The organism is Paenibacillus sp. TY11 (assembly GCF_059772165.1).
Genome location: NZ_JCBAIQ010000026.1, coordinates 52355 through 67792, shown reverse-complemented (window position 1 = coordinate 67792; position 15438 = coordinate 52355). Strand labels below are relative to the sequence as shown.

Annotated in this window: 19 protein-coding genes; 16 read left to right on the top strand and 3 right to left on the bottom strand. The window is 46.7% G+C overall.

All coding sequences use genetic code 11. The features are described 5' to 3' along the window. From AC6EJC_RS23200 to AC6EJC_RS23175, 6 genes are all read left to right on the top strand, one after another. Positions 1–1452: ATP-dependent helicase C-terminal domain-containing protein (locus tag AC6EJC_RS23200; RefSeq protein WP_444955992.1), on the top strand; the 1452-nt coding region annotated here is incomplete at its 5' end. A 118-nt stretch (positions 1453–1570) separates the two neighbouring features. Then, on the top strand, positions 1571–2155 hold the full coding sequence (locus AC6EJC_RS23195; RefSeq protein WP_444955991.1) for a general stress protein: 585 nt from the start codon (positions 1571–1573) through the stop codon (positions 2153–2155). Positions 2156–2424: 269 nt separating this feature from the next. After that, complete coding sequence (locus tag AC6EJC_RS23190) at positions 2425–3597, top strand: acyltransferase (RefSeq protein WP_444955990.1); 1173 nt, start codon at positions 2425–2427, stop codon at positions 3595–3597. Positions 3598–3759: 162 nt separating this feature from the next. Continuing rightward, positions 3760–4398, top strand: a complete 639-nt coding sequence (locus AC6EJC_RS23185; RefSeq protein WP_444955989.1) for a CatB-related O-acetyltransferase — start codon at positions 3760–3762, stop codon at positions 4396–4398. Between the two features lie 264 nt (positions 4399–4662). Next, positions 4663–5025 (top strand): replication termination protein, encoded by a 363-nt coding sequence (locus tag AC6EJC_RS23180; protein ID WP_013310011.1) that lies wholly within the window; start codon positions 4663–4665, stop codon positions 5023–5025. 19 nt (positions 5026–5044) lie between these two features. Continuing rightward, positions 5045–6049 carry a Gfo/Idh/MocA family protein gene (locus AC6EJC_RS23175; RefSeq protein WP_444955995.1) on the top strand — a complete coding sequence of 335 codons (1005 nt, stop codon included), beginning with the start codon at positions 5045–5047 and terminating at the stop codon, positions 6047–6049. 95 nt (positions 6050–6144) lie between these two features. On the opposite strand, the gene AC6EJC_RS23170 is transcribed toward AC6EJC_RS23175, so the two are convergent. Further along, positions 6145–6714, bottom strand: coding sequence for a TraR/DksA C4-type zinc finger protein (locus tag AC6EJC_RS23170; RefSeq protein ID WP_444955988.1), 570 nt, complete (start codon positions 6712–6714; stop codon positions 6145–6147). A 144-nt stretch (positions 6715–6858) separates the two neighbouring features. Between AC6EJC_RS23170 and AC6EJC_RS23165 the strand changes: the two genes are divergently transcribed. The 7 genes from AC6EJC_RS23165 (at position 6859) to AC6EJC_RS23135 (ending at position 10933) form a co-directional block, all read left to right on the top strand. Next, positions 6859–7236 (top strand): DivIVA domain-containing protein, encoded by a 378-nt coding sequence (locus tag AC6EJC_RS23165; protein ID WP_444955987.1) that lies wholly within the window; start codon positions 6859–6861, stop codon positions 7234–7236. A gap of 97 nt (positions 7237–7333) precedes the next feature. Further along, on the top strand, positions 7334–7768 hold the full coding sequence (locus AC6EJC_RS23160; protein ID WP_444955986.1) for an Rrf2 family transcriptional regulator: 435 nt from the start codon (positions 7334–7336) through the stop codon (positions 7766–7768). 23 nt (positions 7769–7791) lie between these two features. After that, positions 7792–8292 carry a metallophosphoesterase family protein gene (locus AC6EJC_RS23155; protein ID WP_444955985.1) on the top strand — a complete coding sequence of 167 codons (501 nt, stop codon included), beginning with the start codon at positions 7792–7794 and terminating at the stop codon, positions 8290–8292. A 35-nt stretch (positions 8293–8327) separates the two neighbouring features. Further along, on the top strand, positions 8328–8654 hold the full coding sequence (locus AC6EJC_RS23150) for a (2Fe-2S) ferredoxin domain-containing protein (protein WP_444955984.1): 327 nt from the start codon (positions 8328–8330) through the stop codon (positions 8652–8654). A 130-nt stretch (positions 8655–8784) separates the two neighbouring features. After that, on the top strand, positions 8785–9063 hold the full coding sequence (locus AC6EJC_RS23145; RefSeq protein WP_444955983.1) for a YczO family protein: 279 nt from the start codon (positions 8785–8787) through the stop codon (positions 9061–9063). A 107-nt stretch (positions 9064–9170) separates the two neighbouring features. Beyond that, positions 9171–9773 carry a nitroreductase family protein gene (locus AC6EJC_RS23140; protein WP_444955982.1) on the top strand — a complete coding sequence of 201 codons (603 nt, stop codon included), beginning with the start codon at positions 9171–9173 and terminating at the stop codon, positions 9771–9773. 236 nt (positions 9774–10009) lie between these two features. Further along, the gene (locus AC6EJC_RS23135) at positions 10010–10933 is read left to right on the top strand and encodes an NAD(P)/FAD-dependent oxidoreductase (protein WP_444955981.1); all 924 of its coding nucleotides are present in this window, start codon (positions 10010–10012) and stop codon (positions 10931–10933) included. Positions 10934–10943: 10 nt separating this feature from the next. Here AC6EJC_RS23135 and AC6EJC_RS23130 read toward each other — a convergent pair whose 3' ends face one another. Both AC6EJC_RS23130 and AC6EJC_RS23125 read right to left on the bottom strand, forming a co-directional pair. Then, on the bottom strand, positions 10944–11273 hold the full coding sequence (locus AC6EJC_RS23130; RefSeq protein WP_444955980.1) for a hypothetical protein: 330 nt from the start codon (positions 11271–11273) through the stop codon (positions 10944–10946). 142 nt (positions 11274–11415) lie between these two features. Next, complete coding sequence (locus tag AC6EJC_RS23125; RefSeq protein WP_007430161.1) at positions 11416–11736, bottom strand: winged helix-turn-helix transcriptional regulator; 321 nt, start codon at positions 11734–11736, stop codon at positions 11416–11418. Positions 11737–12027: 291 nt separating this feature from the next. On the opposite strand from AC6EJC_RS23125, the gene zwf reads away from it, so the two are divergent. The 3 genes from zwf to AC6EJC_RS23110 all read left to right on the top strand — a co-directional run bounded on the left by zwf (position 12028) and on the right by AC6EJC_RS23110 (position 15299). Then, positions 12028–13530 (top strand): glucose-6-phosphate dehydrogenase, encoded by a 1503-nt coding sequence (gene zwf, locus AC6EJC_RS23120; protein ID WP_444955979.1) that lies wholly within the window; start codon positions 12028–12030, stop codon positions 13528–13530. Between the two features lie 56 nt (positions 13531–13586). Next, complete coding sequence (gene gnd / locus AC6EJC_RS23115) at positions 13587–14480, top strand: phosphogluconate dehydrogenase (NAD(+)-dependent, decarboxylating) (RefSeq protein ID WP_444955978.1); 894 nt, start codon at positions 13587–13589, stop codon at positions 14478–14480. Positions 14481–14624: 144 nt separating this feature from the next. Further along, on the top strand, positions 14625–15299 hold the full coding sequence (locus AC6EJC_RS23110) for an SOS response-associated peptidase (RefSeq protein ID WP_444955977.1): 675 nt from the start codon (positions 14625–14627) through the stop codon (positions 15297–15299). Positions 15300–15438: the final 139 nt, after the last annotated feature.

Sequence of the window (15438 nt, the reverse complement as noted above, 5' to 3'; positions counted from 1 at the left end):
GATCTGGCCCCGCTCGCGCTGGAGTTGGCGGCCTGGGGCGTACGCGAGCCCGCCGAGCTGGCCTGGTTGGATGCCCCGCCTGAGGCCGCGTACCGCCAGGCCACAGGTCTGCTGCACCAGCTCGGCTGCCTGGATGAAGCAGCCGATGGCACTACAGGCGGAATCACCGCGCATGGGCGCGAGGTGTCCGCCCTGGGCACACACCCGCGCCTCGGGCACATGCTGCTGAGCGCTGTGGCCCTCGGTCTGGCCCCGACTGCCAGCCGTCTGGCTGCGCTGCTGCAAGAGCGTGACCCGTTCCGCGCTCATGGCGGAACGGATTTGCGCCCGCGACTGGATGCCCTGCGCGAGGCGGCCCATGCCCGCAGCACGCACAGCCTGCTGCGGGCAGCAGACGATACGGTGATTCGCCGTATCGTGCAGGAGAGCCGGCAGCTGCTAGCCACACTGCCGACAGTAGCCGCAGCGCAGGACGAGCCTGACGGCTCCGCGGCTTGCGGGCTGCTGTTGGCCTTTGCGTATCCGGATCGGATCGCGCAAGGCCGGGGAGATGGCCGCTTTTTGCTTAGCGGCGGCCGGGGGACGCGACTCCGACAAGTCGAGTGGATGTCGCGTTCACCCTATCTCGTCGCCGCTGAAGTGGACGACGAGGGGGCAGACGGTGCCATTCAGTTGGCGGCACCAATTGAACTGCAAGAGCTGATCGAGCATTGCAGTGAAATGCTGTTGGAACAAGCTAACGTATACTGGGATAGCTCAGCCTCAGCAGTGAGAGCCCGTAAAGTATTACAGCTGGGCTCGCTCGTTTTAAAAGAAACGTCCTATGAGCGACCTCCGGCAGAGGAAATAGCTGCCGCCTTGATGCAGGGTGTCCGTGAACGCGGTCTAAAGCTGCTATCATGGAACCGGCAAACCCTCCAGTTGCAGGCGCGTTTGATTTTTATGCACTTCTCGGCCCCCGAAGATTGGCCAGACAGCACAGAATCGGCGTTGCTGGATTCACTGGAATCGTGGCTGTTGCCTTTTGCCCTTGGAGCCAAAAATGTATCTGATCTGCAACGGCTGGACGGTGCTGCATTGCTGCTTGGCAGACTGGATTGGGAACAGCGGCAGCAGCTTGAGCAGGAAGCACCTACTCATATCCGTGTACCCAGTGGTTCCCGTATTCCTGTCGATTATTCAAATCCAGAGGCGCCCGCGCTGGCAGTACGACTACAAGAATTGTTCGGCATGAGGGATACGCCCCGTATTGGACGCGGACGTGTGCCAATTGTATTGCATTTGCTGTCGCCTGCCCAGCGACCTGTCCAAGTGACTTCCGACTTGTCCAGCTTCTGGCGCGAGGCTTATTTTGAAGTCAAAAAGGACCTGAAGGGCAGGTATCCCAAGCATTATTGGCCGGATGATCCACTGGAAGCCGTGGCGACCAACAGAGCAAAGCCAAAGCGTTAAATAGAAGCTGTTTTATGCTAATCGACTTTTTGAATTTTTGTAAAATCGTTTAAACGTCATAATAGCGGGGTAATGAAAAACGAACCACTCAACACCAAAATATTGGGAGGTAACTATCATGGCTAATAACTTAAACGATTATAACGAAAAGAAAATTGTCGGTGTTTTTGATACAGAACAGGAAGCGTCTCGTGCGATTGGACAATTGCAGAGCAAAGGAATTCCAAGCAGTGAGATTTCTGTGATCACACGTGACCGTGACGATCTAAGGGCGATTAATGAAGAGACAGGCACCAAAGCACCGGAGGGTGTGGCCACAGGTGCGGCTACCGGTGGGGTTGTAGGCGGTGTCGCTGGCTTGCTGGCAGGCATCGGGGCCTTGGCTATACCGGGTATCGGACCTATTTTGGCTGCTGGACCTATCGCCGCTACCCTTACCGGAGCAGCTGTCGGAGCGGGAGCAGGTGGCTTGGTCGGTGGACTGGTTGGGCTGGGCATTCCGGAAGATGACGCGCGTCAATACGAGACGTACGTCGATCAGGGCAAGATTTTAGTGCTGGTGGATTCCGCTGAGCATCACAGGGATGTTTATGATATTTTCCGCACCAACCGTTCGCTGAATGCGGATCATTACAGAACATATGATGATACGGTGGCAGATACGCGGACAGATGCGTACACAGATACTAGAAGGAACCTGTAAACACCACATGGCTAGTTGAGAAAGTGATATACAGAGGGCCTGTCTCTCTCCTTTGTATATAGGTGTTTCTACAGCAGCAGTCTCCCCGAGAGGGGAGACTGCTGCTTTTACATATGGTTAATCAGTGATAAACCTGAGATAAATGATGCTTTGCTTGCCGTTGGTACGTTTAACCTTCTATATATTTTTACAGAATTGTCGTTATAATAGATTTGAGGATTTTGAAAAATCCTGGATTTATAAATTGCTAGATGTAACAGGAGAGTGACATGAGTCAAAAAGAGAGAATTTCCGAAGTCGCTTTGCTGAGAGGCTTGGCTTTTGCAGCCGTTGTTCTTCAGCATTCCGTCGCACATTATGCGGTTGCGCAGGGGGCGCGCATCCAGGACGGGGTTTTGATGACACTTTTACTGCTGTGTTCCAAATTTGCAGTTCCTGTGTTTGTATTTATCACTGGAATGGTGTTATTTTACAATTATGATGGAGCCTTAAAGTACGGAACGTTTTTACGTAAAAGATTCATGGACATCATCGTTCCTTATATCATATGGTCCCTTTTATACGAATTGGGAAATCAGCTTGTCCAAAGTGGAGGATATATTCACCCGCTAGATTTTTTCCAGAAGCTTTTGAACGGGAAAAGTAGCTATCATCTGTGGTACATCGTTATGATTATCCAATGTTATGTGTTATTTCCCGTGTTTCGTTATGCTGTCCGTCGTTTGTCTGCGCTACTGCCGTCAAAATGGCGACCCGCTGCATTGGTTGGATTCGGCGCATTATATATTTTGCTCATGTTCGCAGTTGGACCTGTATACCAAGCGATGGATAAGCTCCAACTCCCGGTCATTACCTCTTGGTTTACCCTATACGCTGACCGGAATGTGATCTACTTTTTCTTTTATTTTGTGTTAGGAGCGGCAGCCGGGATGAACGTCAAGCGTTGGAATGCTTGGGTAACCAAAGCACAGATGATATACTGGCCGTTGTTTATCGTGATTACAGGCTACTTACTGTATGAGATGATCGGTCAGTTCCAGACGCCGCGAGGTACAGTTCTTTCCTTTAACTATTTGTCTCTGCTGCGTCCGGTCATGGCTGTATATTGCGTTGCGTCTATTTTTGTAGCTTATCGGGTAGCGACGTGGATTGCTCATAAGGGGGGACGTGCGGCGAGTATGCTGACGGCCATCGGAACGTTGTCCTATGGAGCGTATCTCATGCATGCCTTTATGCTGCGTGTGACCTACTATTTTGACGAGGCGTTGTTTGCAGACTGGAGCCACGTTCTTCGTACGCTGGCTTCATTCGTTCTCTGCATGGTCTTTTCCGTTGCTGGCACATGGCTGCTGGCACGTTTGTCTCTGGGCAAATGGATCGTGGGGCTTCGGGTTCGTCCTCGCCCGACTGGAGGTCCGCCAGCCTTACAAAAGCAAGCTTGATTTGATAACCCAATCACATATGTACACAAGGAGTATCCCGAAGCCAAGAAATAAGGCCAAGGGATACTTTTCTATCTACATTTGTTTAATAGTATACATACTGATAGACTGGATGTGCCTTTACCTGTAAGGTGAAGCCATATCATATGGGAGGGTCGCTAAATGAGTGGACCAGATACAAGAAGCGTTTTTCCGATGAAAAATATTAGAAGCCTGTGTTTTTTGAACAATGTAGTGGTTAATCCACATATCGAAATCGGGGATTATACCTATTATGACGATGGTGATAACCCTTTGGATTTTGAGAAAAACGTCCTTTATCATTTTGATTTTATAGGGGACAAACTAAAAATTGGTAAGTTTTGCGCGATTGCAGCCAAAGCCAAATTTATTATGAATGGTGCTAATCACAATACAAATGCGTTTACCACTTTTCCTTTTGGAGCGTTTGGCGGAGATTGGGAAGTCGGTTTACCCAATTTAAGTGGGGGCTACAAAGGGGACACTGTGGTTGGAAACGATGTTTGGATAGGCTACAATGCTACCCTTATGCCCGGAGTTCATATTGGTGATGGCGCGATCATTGCGTCAAATGCCGTGGTGACTAAAGATGTTCTGCCATATTCCATTGTAGGAGGAAATCCTGCAAAATTAATTCGCTATCGGTTTGATGAGGAAACTATAGCTATACTCAAAGCACTGAAATGGTGGAACTGGGATATTCAAAAAATAACAGAATATATTCCTGTTTTGACAAGTAACGATACGGAGGCCTTGAAAAAATTAATCCAATCTTCGTAATCTTATAACTCTATTTTTTTAATCTTTTATTATATTATTTCAATATATGAAAAATTCACAACAGAAAAGAATAAAATCACTTCTCACCACTACGCACACTACCATATAACGCCTCATTCTATATCTCTCGCCATCTTAAAACAGGTCACAAGAGACGGAGAATTCTCATAAGCTCTTATATCATTAAAGGAAATAGTGTATGGACGCAGAGTGGTTTATAATGGAAGATAAGGTGCATGAATAAGGTGTGGAGGAGGCTGTGAAATGGCGTTTATGATATCCCAGCGGGCTTTTATCAAAATTTATCTGATCACAATGGTGGAGAGGCATCGCGGTTATGGATATCAGATGCTCGAATCAATGAAGGATGAGTTTAGTGGTTTCGGATATGTTCCGCCTCAGAGCGAGGTCTACCGGGCGCTGCATGAGCTGGTGCAGGAAGGCGTTTTTTACCGTACCAAACGATTGAAAGGAACAGACCCGCGCGTGGATTTTCAGGAGATCGTACTCTATCACTTTACAGATGATGGGGAGGAGAAAGCCCGACTGTACAAGAAGCAGGTCAAAGCCGATTTGGACCGTTGCTTAGGTATGCTGCATAAAGCGGAACAAGACAACTATTCCTAACTACGAAAGGATGAGAATGATGGGTAGAAAGCTGAAATGGGGAATTTTAGGCACTGCGGAGATCGCCAAAATCGCTGTAATTCCGGCGATTCAGCAATCCGAACGCGGAGAAGTGCTTGGGATTGCTAGCCGTAATGCGGATAAAGCCGCTGAGGCCGCCCGGGAGTTCGATATTCCGAAAAGTTATGGAAGCTATGATGAACTGTTGGCTGATCCCGAAATCGGAGCGGTGTACATCCCGTTACCGAATCATCTGCATGAAGAGTGGACCATTCGGGCAGCGGAGGCTGGGAAGCACGTTTTGTGCGAAAAACCATCTTCTCTTAGCTCGGCCGGGACAAGCCGCATGATTGAAGCATGTGAAAGTGCAGGAGTGATCTTTGCAGAAGCTTTTATGTATCGCTATCATCCAAAACATCGAAGAATTAAGGAAATCATCAATAGTGGGGAAATTGGTGACATTCGCGGCATTCATTGCACGTTTACGTTTAACAATACCGATCAGGCAGATAATGTGCGCTTTAATAAAAGCATGGGCGGCGGCTCGTTATATGATGTGGGCGTCTATCCGATATCAGCGGCTCGTATGTATTTGGATCGGGAGCCGGAGGCAGTGACGGTACACGCCTTATTTTCCCCGGAGCATGACAATGTCGATATGATGGCATCCGGCTTGCTGGAATTTCCGGGTGGAGTAAACCTTACTTTCGATTGTGGCATGTGGGCAGCCAACCGTTCCAACATGGAGATTCTCGGTAGCAAGGGTACGATTGCGATGCCCAAAATGTTCGGTTGGGAAAGAACGTCTGTTGTACCGCAAATTTTTGTCCATGTCGGTTCGGTTACGCGCGAGGAACGTCTGAAAGGTTTTAATTCCTTTGAACTGCAAGCGGATGCTTTTGCCGAAGCGGTGCTTGATGGGGTCCCGTTGCCGTATGAACCAGAAGATGCGGTAAGCAATATGAAGGTGATCGACGCTTGTATTGAGTCAGCTCGCAGTCGGAAACGGATAGAAATTGGATAAGCGGGATAACCGTATTCCCGGAAGATATAAAAAAGCAGCCTGTCAAAAAGGACAAGCTGCTTTTTTTAGATGGACGAATACATAAGCATATAGCATCACATATTTTCATCATAATCTGTGACATCGCGCTTGGCGGCTGTTGCAGGTGAGTTCGATGTGCCGTATTTTTCCACTGCGTCCCATGCGCCCGCATCGTCAAATCGTCCTGCATTCCGTTGGCGAACCTCACCTACACCTTTGGGCGGCGGAGTCATGACGTGTTCCTCTATTGGGCGGTCATTAGATAATTCTCGATTTGGAGTATGCTCGACTGTATAGGCTGTATATGGAATGGCTTGCAACCGTTCAAAAGGAATTTCTTCCCCGCTCTCCACACATATTCCGTATGTTCCATCTTTCATCCGTTGAAGGGCTGCATTGACCTGCTCCAGCTCGTTTTCCAGCGAATCATTAATCGCCAGATCACGGGACCGTTCAAAGGTTTCTGTCCCTATATCTGCGGGGTGGTTATCATAGGATGAGAGCTCGCCTGTGGAATCCGTTAGTGTTTCTCCCAATTGAGCGTTTTCCTGACCGTTTTGTTTAAAATGTTTTTCTAAATCCTTTTTCTGCTCTAGCAACATATGTTTCAGCTCTGCAAGCTGCGAATCGTTCAAATGGCTCATGATTATCTCTCCCCTTCGTGGTCTGGATAAGTTGCACGTATGCTCTTTTATACCCGCTCATAGGGCTAGGCAATCAGTAGAGGCTTTTATTCCCAGCCTAGAATGTGATATAAAAAGAATAGTGTGTTAAGGAGGGAATAACCGATGGATGAACATATGAAGCGTCGTCTGGATAAGCAAAAGCAGTTGTTTAAACAACTGGGCATTCAGCTGGACGCGCTCTCCATTCATGAGAAACAGTTTAAAAATAAAATGCGCGGCTATGATCCGGACGAGGTGGATGCCTTTCTGGATGAAGTGATCAAGGATTATGAACGCTTTTATGCGAATATAGCCGATCTGATGGACAAGTGGCAGGAGCAGCAGGCAACCATACGTGATTTGAAAAATGCACCCAAGCCTGCCGCCGACCTTAATGCACTTGACCGTCGTCAACTGGAGGATATCGTTAAGCAGTTGGAATATAGTGTACGCCAATTAAAAGTGCGAGTACGTCCTGAAAATGACTATTTTCCGGAGTAAGGTGCAGTAAGCGCTGTGTCGGTGCCTCTATTGTGGTATGATGGAAACATGCATATTACCCAACATTTAATGAGGCACACATATAAAGGTGGTTAACATGAGTACCCATTTTTCCGTTAGTATCCATTGTCTGCTTCTTCTGGCTGAAGGGGCACCGGAGCGAATGACATCGTCACTTATTGCTTCCAGCATCAATACAAACCCGGTGGTTGTGAGAAGAATTATGAGCCGACTCAAGCAAGCTGGTTTGGTTGATTCATCGCCAGGAGCACGCGGCTTCCGTCTGAGCATGTCCAGTTCAAACATAAATCTTAAAATGATCTATGAAGCGACCAAGGATGAAGGTCCGCTGTTCGCTATCCATACCGACAGCAATCATAATTGCGAGGTAGGCAGGAACATAGACGCTTTGTTGGACGGTTTATATATCGTGGCAGAGCAGAAAATACAGGCTTTTTTTGAAACCGTTACGCTACGGGATCTGGAGCAGGCGCTCCAGCAGCGGGTTGGGCAACAGAGTCCATCCGTCTAAAGACGCCGGTAAGGAGAATTTATATGAAAATCATCGTACTTTCAGACACTCATATGCCGCATAGAAGCAAAATGCTTCCTAGTCGGCTTGTACAGGAGTTAAAAGGCAGTAACCTCATTCTCCATGCCGGAGACTGGACGGACTGGTTCGTATATGAACGCCTAGCTGAATTTGCGCCTGTGCAAGGAATTGCCGGAAACAATGATGGAGTGGACATCGTGGAGCGTCTAGGCTATCAGCGAATCGTAGAAGTCGAAGGCAAGCGGATCGGTATGGTTCACGGCCATGGCTGGCGAGGCTCGACAGAAAATATCGCGCTGAATACGTTTAAGGGAGAAACGCTGGATTGCCTGATTTATGGACATTCGCATATTCCGATAGTCAAAAAGATAGACGATCTGCTTGTCCTTAATCCGGGGTCTCCGACGGACAAACGCGGCGAAGACGAATATTCATTTATCGTACTGACGATTGAAGCCGGACAGATGGAAGCACAGCTTGTTCTTTATCCAGATAAACATTGATTTAAAACCAACAACTGTTGATTAAAGGGGAAGCTATGGCTATTTTTGAATTAGAACCGATGAAGCACCATGTGTTGATCTGCAATGGTGGCACGTGTATGCGGCATGAGGGTGAAGAAGTTACACAGGCAATTCGGGATGAAATTCGTGAACAAAATGTAGAAGCGTATATTCACACGACCAGAACTCGCTGTAATGGCCGTTGTCATGATGCTGCGGTTGTGATCGTATATCCTCAAGGGGACTGGTATGGTCAAATGACCCCCGCCTCGGGCACTCAACTGGTGAAGAAGCTCGTAATGGGAGAAAAGCTGGAACCTCATCTTTTTCATGAGTGCACCGGTAAATCCAGCTCGGAATAATCCAGTCAACCATCTATAAGAACATGAGTAGAGAAAATCTTTGCGGAGATTTTCTCTTTTTTGCGTTTAATCCCCGACCTGAAAGGTAAAAGTATACTGTGGACACCAATCCGATAGGGAGGGAAGTAAAATGGCCCCATTTGAAGATAACCTGCACCATCAGAATGAGCAGAAAGGACAGACGGGGAAAGGGACAACGGAGTCTAAACATCAGGAGCAACCGATAAATCGAGATCATGCAGAGCAGTATCCGACAGAGCAGGAAAGCTTGTTCGACCGTTTTGAAATTGAGCAAACGGTAGACGCCATTCCCGTAGAGGATTTGAAGATGGAAAAGCAGGAGGAGAGAGACAAGGACGCAACCAAGCACACCTCTTCCAGTGAGAAAAAATACAGGGACGGCGTATAATCCTCAAGCAACTGGTAATATTTAAAAAGAAATCTCTTGACTTTAAGATAAGTATAATATATATTAAGTTACGAAAAGTAATTAATTTTTCTCAGGAGGTAACAAAAATGTCTAAAGACTTCTTCACAGCTCTGAAAGAAAGACGCTCCTATTATGGTATTAGCAAAGAACAAGTAATTTCTGATCAACGGATTCAAGAGATTGTAGAGGAAGCTGTTAAGTACACACCTACCTCTTTCAACTCCCAAACTTCACGCGCTGTGGTGTTGCTCGGAGAGCACCATGACAAACTGTGGAATATTACAGAAGATATTTTGCGCGAAGTGGTAGGCAATGAGGAGCAATTTAAATCTACTGCTGAGAAAATGAACGGGTTCCGCAGTGGCTACGGAACGGTCTTGTTTTTTGAAGACAATAACGTGGTAGCTGGTCTGCAACAACAATTTGAAGCATATGCAGACAATTTCCCAATCTGGTCCAACCAATCTAATGGTATGCTGCAATTGGTTGTATGGACGGCTCTGGAACAAGAAGGACTGGGCGCATCCCTTCAGCATTACAACCCTTTGATCGACGAAAAAGTGAAAAACGAATGGAATATTCCTGAGCATTGGAAACTGATTGCTGAAATGCCATTCGGTAAACCGACATTCCAACCAGGTGAAAAAGAATTCCAACCTGTTGAAGAACGCGTAAAAACATTTAAATAATTTTCACGATATAAGGACGATTCAGGTTCGGCCTGAGTAGAGCACTGTGGGTATCCACAGTGCTCTTTGTCATTCCATTTTTTAGACATGTAACCTATTGATATACACGGGTATAGGGGTTAATTCATCCGTAAGTGGGTGATATTATGTTTAAAATTGGTTGAGAAGTTTACATAGGTGTTATTGCGGTTTTACGCAGATGTCTAGGATAGCACGTATTCGAAGGAGGAAAAGATATGAACTATGATTGCATTATTGTTGGTGGGGGAATTGCCGGATTGCAAGCAGCGATTCAATTGGGAAGATACAGTAGTCATCGGGTTCTGGTCATAGATTCGGGCTATGGTCGATCTACGCTGTGCCACCAGTATCATAATATTTTGGGCTTTCCTGACGGAATTTCTGGTGAAGAGCTGCGACGGCTTGGACGTAATGAAGCCACGAAACTAGGTTCTGAATTTGTTGAAGGGAAGGCGGTAAAAGCCACCAAAAGAGATGAGCTTTTTGACATTCAAGTAGAGGCAGGATCCGTGTATTCGTCAAAGACGCTCTTGTTGGCCACAGGGCTAACTGACCGTTTTCCGAAGCTGGAAGGGCTACAAGCCTGCTTAGGCAATAGTGTGTATGTTTGCCCGGACTGTGACGGTTATGAGGTTCAGGATCGCAGCACAGTCGTCATGGGGGCGGGCAAAGCAGGAGCTTACATGGCCCTGATCTTGTCAGCACGTACCGATCATCTTGTTTATGTCAATCATGAACGTTCAGAGGTGCCGGACGAGCTGATCGTGAAGCTGCGGGAAAAAGGGATTGACTATAAGGAAGCAGCCATTTCTGAGATTATAACGGGAAATCCGGGATGTTTTGAAGGAGTGCGGCTGGCTGATGGACATGTGGTTCGGGCGGAGCGGGGCTTTTTAGCTTTTGGTAGCAATCATGTTCATTCAGAGCTGGCAGAGCAACTGGGCGTACATTTGTTGCATAACAAGCATATTGAGACTCACCCCCGCAGCAAAATGACAAATGTGGAAAATGTATGGGTAGCCGGAGATTTAGGAGCCCATGCCGAGCAAGCGACTGTCGCAATGGGGGAAGGAGCTATGTCAGCGATCTGGATACACAAGGTATTATCTGGTAAAGAAACAAAAGTACCGCAGCTCTGAGAGCTGCGGTTTAGAACGGTGAGCGTGTACTCGTTTGAAGATGAAGCTCGAAGCGTTTCAATTGATCGCTCATGCCGTACTTACGTAAAATTTCCGTTTGTTTGTTGCCGATAAGATCAAAATGAGGATAGGGCTGACGCTGATGAATATATTGGGGGTCCAATCCGTTATTTTTGCACCATAAGCGCAGCTTGTCCAAATCAGAACAGCCTACCTTGGTGACGGTTGTAATGCCTGGAAAGCGATCATCCAGCCAGTAATGCGTCAGAAAAGCAATTTCACCACGACTGACCTCTCTTTTCCAGGTCATAAGCTCCTGCCGGGTAATACCAAATGCCATCGGTCTCATCCTTTCTCGGCTCATTCTGAAATCATGAGCTGTTGTGTGGTCGTCCCACTATTTTTGTATTATAGCTTGTATTATGATCCACATGGGGTAACACAATAACAGGAGACCGTGTGTGACGATCTCCTGTTAGCGGTTAAAGCCATCTCTCGGCCCAGCTCTCCACACCATTCAATGCATCACCTAGCTCTTTACCCTTGCGTGTCAGCGAATACTCGGTACGCACAGGCCGCTCTGTGATGACATTGCGAAGGATCAGGCCGGAAAGCTCTAGTTCCTTTATGCGTTCGTTCAGCATGCGCTTGCTAAGATCAGGTATGGAGACGTGAATTTCACTAAATCGTTTGGGATGTTCCATCAAAGTATGAATGATGAGAGCGGTCCATTTTTTGCTGATGATCTGAAAGGACTGTTCCACCTTACCGCACAAAAGCTTAGGCTGCCTGTCGTCGCTCATCTGAATCCCCTCAATTTCATTGTTGTTTTAAACAGTATACTAAAAGTAACTCTGTATACCAATAGTAACTATATCGCTTTGTATCAACCGTGACATTTTTAACAGTTTTTTCTCTTTCCTTTCGTCAATCATACCACAGAAAACGTTATCATTACAGGATATATCGAATGTTCACGATTTCGCTAAAATTTGATTGACTTGCCCCTTATTTTGGGTGTATTATGGGTTACGTTAATTCCTCAGGTAACTTTTAATAACCTCATCTTTTATAATGGGAAGAAGGAATATTTCATGGATTCAATGACATTTATCTTATTTGGAGCGACAGGGGATTTGGCTAAACGCAAAATTTACCCTGCCTTGTATAATTTGTTTGTAGAAGGTAAAATTCCGGCTTCCTTCTCTGTAATTGGGATGGGGCGTCGTGAAGTGGCTGACGAGCAGTTTCAAAGTAATGTAGAGCAATCCATTAAGGATTTTTCCAGACACGTGAATGATGACCGTGCACAGATGGATCAATTCCTAAGTGCTTTCCGTTACAGCGCATTGAACGTCAATCACCCGGAAGATTATAAAAAGCTGCTACAGCTTGCTGAGCAACGTGAAAATGACTTGGGAATTCCGGGGAACCGCATGTTTTACTTATCGGTGGCACCGGAATTTTTTGATGTGATTGCCCTCAATATTCGGGAAAGTGGTTTAGCCGAAACTAAGGGTTGGAAACGGCTCATTATCGAAAAACCGTTTGGACATGATCTGGAATCAGCACGTGAGCTGAATGATCGCTTGAGCAGAACATTTGCTGAGGATGAGATTTATCGTATTGACCATTACTTAGGTAAGCCAATGGTGCAAAACCTGGAAGCCTTAAAATTTGCTAATCCATTGCTTCAAGGGGTATGGAACAATCAGTACATCGCCAATGTACAAATTACCGCTTCCGAGACCGTAGGGGTCGAGGAGCGAGCAGGATACTACGATCATTCCGGCGCTATTCGTGACATGGTACAAAATCACATGCTGCAGGTGTTGATGATGACCGCTATGAACAAGCCGGGACATGTCACGGCTGATCAGGTGCGTGACGAAAAAAGTAAGGTTATGGACGCGCTTCGTGCGCTGGATCCTTCCGACATTGCTTCCAACGTGGTTAGAGGACAATATACCAACGGTGAGATCAACGGAAAAGCAGTCCCTTCCTATAAAGAAGAGCCGGATATCGGGCCTGATTCGCAAAATGATACTTTCATTTCAGCTCGCCTATGGATTGACAATGAGCAATGGTCTGGTGTGCCGTTCTATATTCGTACCGGCAAACGCATGAAAGAAAAATCCACTCGTATTGTCGTAGAATTCAAAAAGGACAGCACAGATCCTTATGCCGCTCAAGGGCAGCCATCCGACCCGAACTTGCTTATCATTCATGTAAACCCGGATGAAAAGGTAACGCTGCGTCTGAATAGTAGAGACCCGCTGAACAATGGTCAACTGGAGACAGTTCTGATGAATTATAATTCCGAGGCCAAAGATGTACCAGAGGCCTATGAACGCCTCATCTTTGATGCGCTGCGCGGCGATTCCACCTTTTTTGCGCATTGGAACGAAGTTGAGCTTTCATGGGTATGGGTTCAACCTGTACTGGAAGCTTTTGCTCGGGGTGAAGTTCCACTTCACACCTATGCGGCTGGCTCCTATGGTCCAGAAGCTTCGGACAAATTGTTGGAGGAACAAGGCTTTACATGGTGGCTGGACCAAAAGTCCGAAAGCTCTGAAAAAGCAGTCGTTCGTTCTTAACATCAACAAGAAAGTGTACACAAAATATATTTTTGCTACGGCAGGAGGCCTTTACAATGCAAGTAGGATTAATTGGTTTAGGAAAAATGGGCTTGAATCTCGGAAAAAACTTGATCGATCATAAGCATGAAGTTGTCGCTTATGACGTCAATGCAGCCGCAATCCAAGAAATGAAGGATTATGGAGCTACAGGTGCTTCTACATTAGAAGAGCTTGTGCAGGCTACTCAATCCCCTAGAGTGCTGTGGATTATGGTTCCTCACCAAATTGTTGATTCTGTGCTGGATCAGCTTCAACCGATGTTGTCCAAAGGGGACATCATTATTGAAGGTGGCAATTCTCATTACAAAGAGTCCATTGCTCGTCATGCCCGTCTGAAAGAATATGGTATCAGCTTCATGGATGCAGGAACTTCCGGCGGGATGGAAGGTGCACGCAATGGCGCTTGTTACATGATCGGTGGCGATCCTGAAGCATGGGCGATTGTTGAGCCTGTTTTCCGCGATACAGCAGTAGAAAATGGTTATCTATATGCAGGTAAATCCGGTAGCGGACATTTTCTCAAAATGGTTCACAACGGTGTGGAATACGGCATGATGGCCTCCATTGGTGAAGGATTTGAAGTGCTGGAAAAAAGCAGCTTTGACTTTGATTATGAGCAAGTAGCTCGTGTTTGGAACAATGGTTCCGTTATTCGCTCTTGGCTGATGGGCTTGACTGAACGTGCATTTTCCAAAGATGCGAATCTGGATGAAATCCGTGGGGTTATGCACTCTTCTGGCGAAGGAAAATGGACGGTTGAGGAAGCACTGGACATTCAGGCGGCAACTCCAGTCATTGCTTTGTCCCTGCTGATGCGCTACCGTTCTCTTGATGCGGATACGTTCAACGGGAAAGTAGTTGCTGCGTTGCGCAATGAATTTGGCGGTCACGCGGTAGAAAAGAAGTAATAACGATATAAGCTAGTATCTATCCCCGTAGCTTCACAACTGCGGGGATATTGCTATATGTTTTGCTATGGTTTTTTTGCTTTATGCATATTTTTCCTTGTATATCCGCACAATAGGTGAAAAAAGCGGAAGGATGAATTGCATATGTGCAAAAGGTTTTCGTTATCGGCTGATTTGGATGAGGTAAGGGATCATTTTGGTATACAACGGGTGATGTATTATTATAAAACACGCTATAACATGAGTCCCACCCAGCATGTCCCAATTGTGCTGCATCAGGATGGAGAACGGGTGCTTGATGAATTTCGCTGGGGATTTATCCCCTACTGGGGCAAGGATTGTGTCAATGCAGACTTGAATACGGTTCGGGTAAATCCGAGTTATCGCAAGATGGCGGAAACCCGGCGCTGTATCATTCCTTGCAATGGATTTTATTATTGGAGAAAATTGGGTAAACGCATGTGTGCTGTACGAGTGGTACTGCCGGCACAGAGAATGTTTGCGGTCGCGGGGCTATATGAAGTATGGCAGGATAGTCGAAAGGAGCCGTTACGCACCTGTACGATGATGACGGTTCAGGCCAATGCGGATATACGTGAATTTGACAGCCGTATGCCGGCTATTCTGGAAGCTGACCATATAGATGCATGGCTGAATCCGTCTGTCCAGAACGTAGATGAGCTGCTGCCGATGCTGCGCACGTATGAGCAAGGCGACATGAGCATTTATCCGGTGACCCCGCTGGTGGCCAATGATGAACATGATAACCGTGAATGCATTCAGGAAATGGATTTGCAGTGGTCCTGGATTAAACCTTAAACATATGGAGATTTTTATCCATTATTGATCATAAGCCTCCCGCCACCTGCATAGGTATGTATTGGGGAACAAGCGTCATGATCCGGGGAGAGGGGAAACGGCCGAAGGAGTATCTCATATGGGATGGAGGCGATTGGAA

Coding starts and splice junctions, on each gene's coding strand:
- AC6EJC_RS23195 (WP_444955991.1), top strand. CDS start 1,571: ATGGCTAATAACTTAAACGATTATAACGAAAAGAAAATTGTCGGTGTT.
- AC6EJC_RS23190 (WP_444955990.1), top strand. CDS start 2,425: ATGAGTCAAAAAGAGAGAATTTCCGAAGTCGCTTTGCTGAGAGGCTTG.
- AC6EJC_RS23185 (WP_444955989.1), top strand. CDS start 3,760: ATGAGTGGACCAGATACAAGAAGCGTTTTTCCGATGAAAAATATTAGA.
- AC6EJC_RS23180 (WP_013310011.1), top strand. CDS start 4,663: ATGGCGTTTATGATATCCCAGCGGGCTTTTATCAAAATTTATCTGATC.
- AC6EJC_RS23175 (WP_444955995.1), top strand. CDS start 5,045: ATGGGTAGAAAGCTGAAATGGGGAATTTTAGGCACTGCGGAGATCGCC.
- AC6EJC_RS23170 (WP_444955988.1), bottom strand. CDS start 6,714: ATGAGCCATTTGAACGATTCGCAGCTTGCAGAGCTGAAACATATGTTG.
- AC6EJC_RS23165 (WP_444955987.1), top strand. CDS start 6,859: ATGGATGAACATATGAAGCGTCGTCTGGATAAGCAAAAGCAGTTGTTT.
- AC6EJC_RS23160 (WP_444955986.1), top strand. CDS start 7,334: ATGAGTACCCATTTTTCCGTTAGTATCCATTGTCTGCTTCTTCTGGCT.
- AC6EJC_RS23155 (WP_444955985.1), top strand. CDS start 7,792: ATGAAAATCATCGTACTTTCAGACACTCATATGCCGCATAGAAGCAAA.
- AC6EJC_RS23150 (WP_444955984.1), top strand. CDS start 8,328: ATGGCTATTTTTGAATTAGAACCGATGAAGCACCATGTGTTGATCTGC.
- AC6EJC_RS23145 (WP_444955983.1), top strand. CDS start 8,785: ATGGCCCCATTTGAAGATAACCTGCACCATCAGAATGAGCAGAAAGGA.
- AC6EJC_RS23140 (WP_444955982.1), top strand. CDS start 9,171: ATGTCTAAAGACTTCTTCACAGCTCTGAAAGAAAGACGCTCCTATTAT.
- AC6EJC_RS23135 (WP_444955981.1), top strand. CDS start 10,010: ATGAACTATGATTGCATTATTGTTGGTGGGGGAATTGCCGGATTGCAA.
- AC6EJC_RS23130 (WP_444955980.1), bottom strand. CDS start 11,273: ATGGCATTTGGTATTACCCGGCAGGAGCTTATGACCTGGAAAAGAGAG.
- AC6EJC_RS23125 (WP_007430161.1), bottom strand. CDS start 11,736: ATGAGCGACGACAGGCAGCCTAAGCTTTTGTGCGGTAAGGTGGAACAG.
- zwf (WP_444955979.1), top strand. CDS start 12,028: ATGGATTCAATGACATTTATCTTATTTGGAGCGACAGGGGATTTGGCT.
- gnd (WP_444955978.1), top strand. CDS start 13,587: ATGCAAGTAGGATTAATTGGTTTAGGAAAAATGGGCTTGAATCTCGGA.
- AC6EJC_RS23110 (WP_444955977.1), top strand. CDS start 14,625: ATGTGCAAAAGGTTTTCGTTATCGGCTGATTTGGATGAGGTAAGGGAT.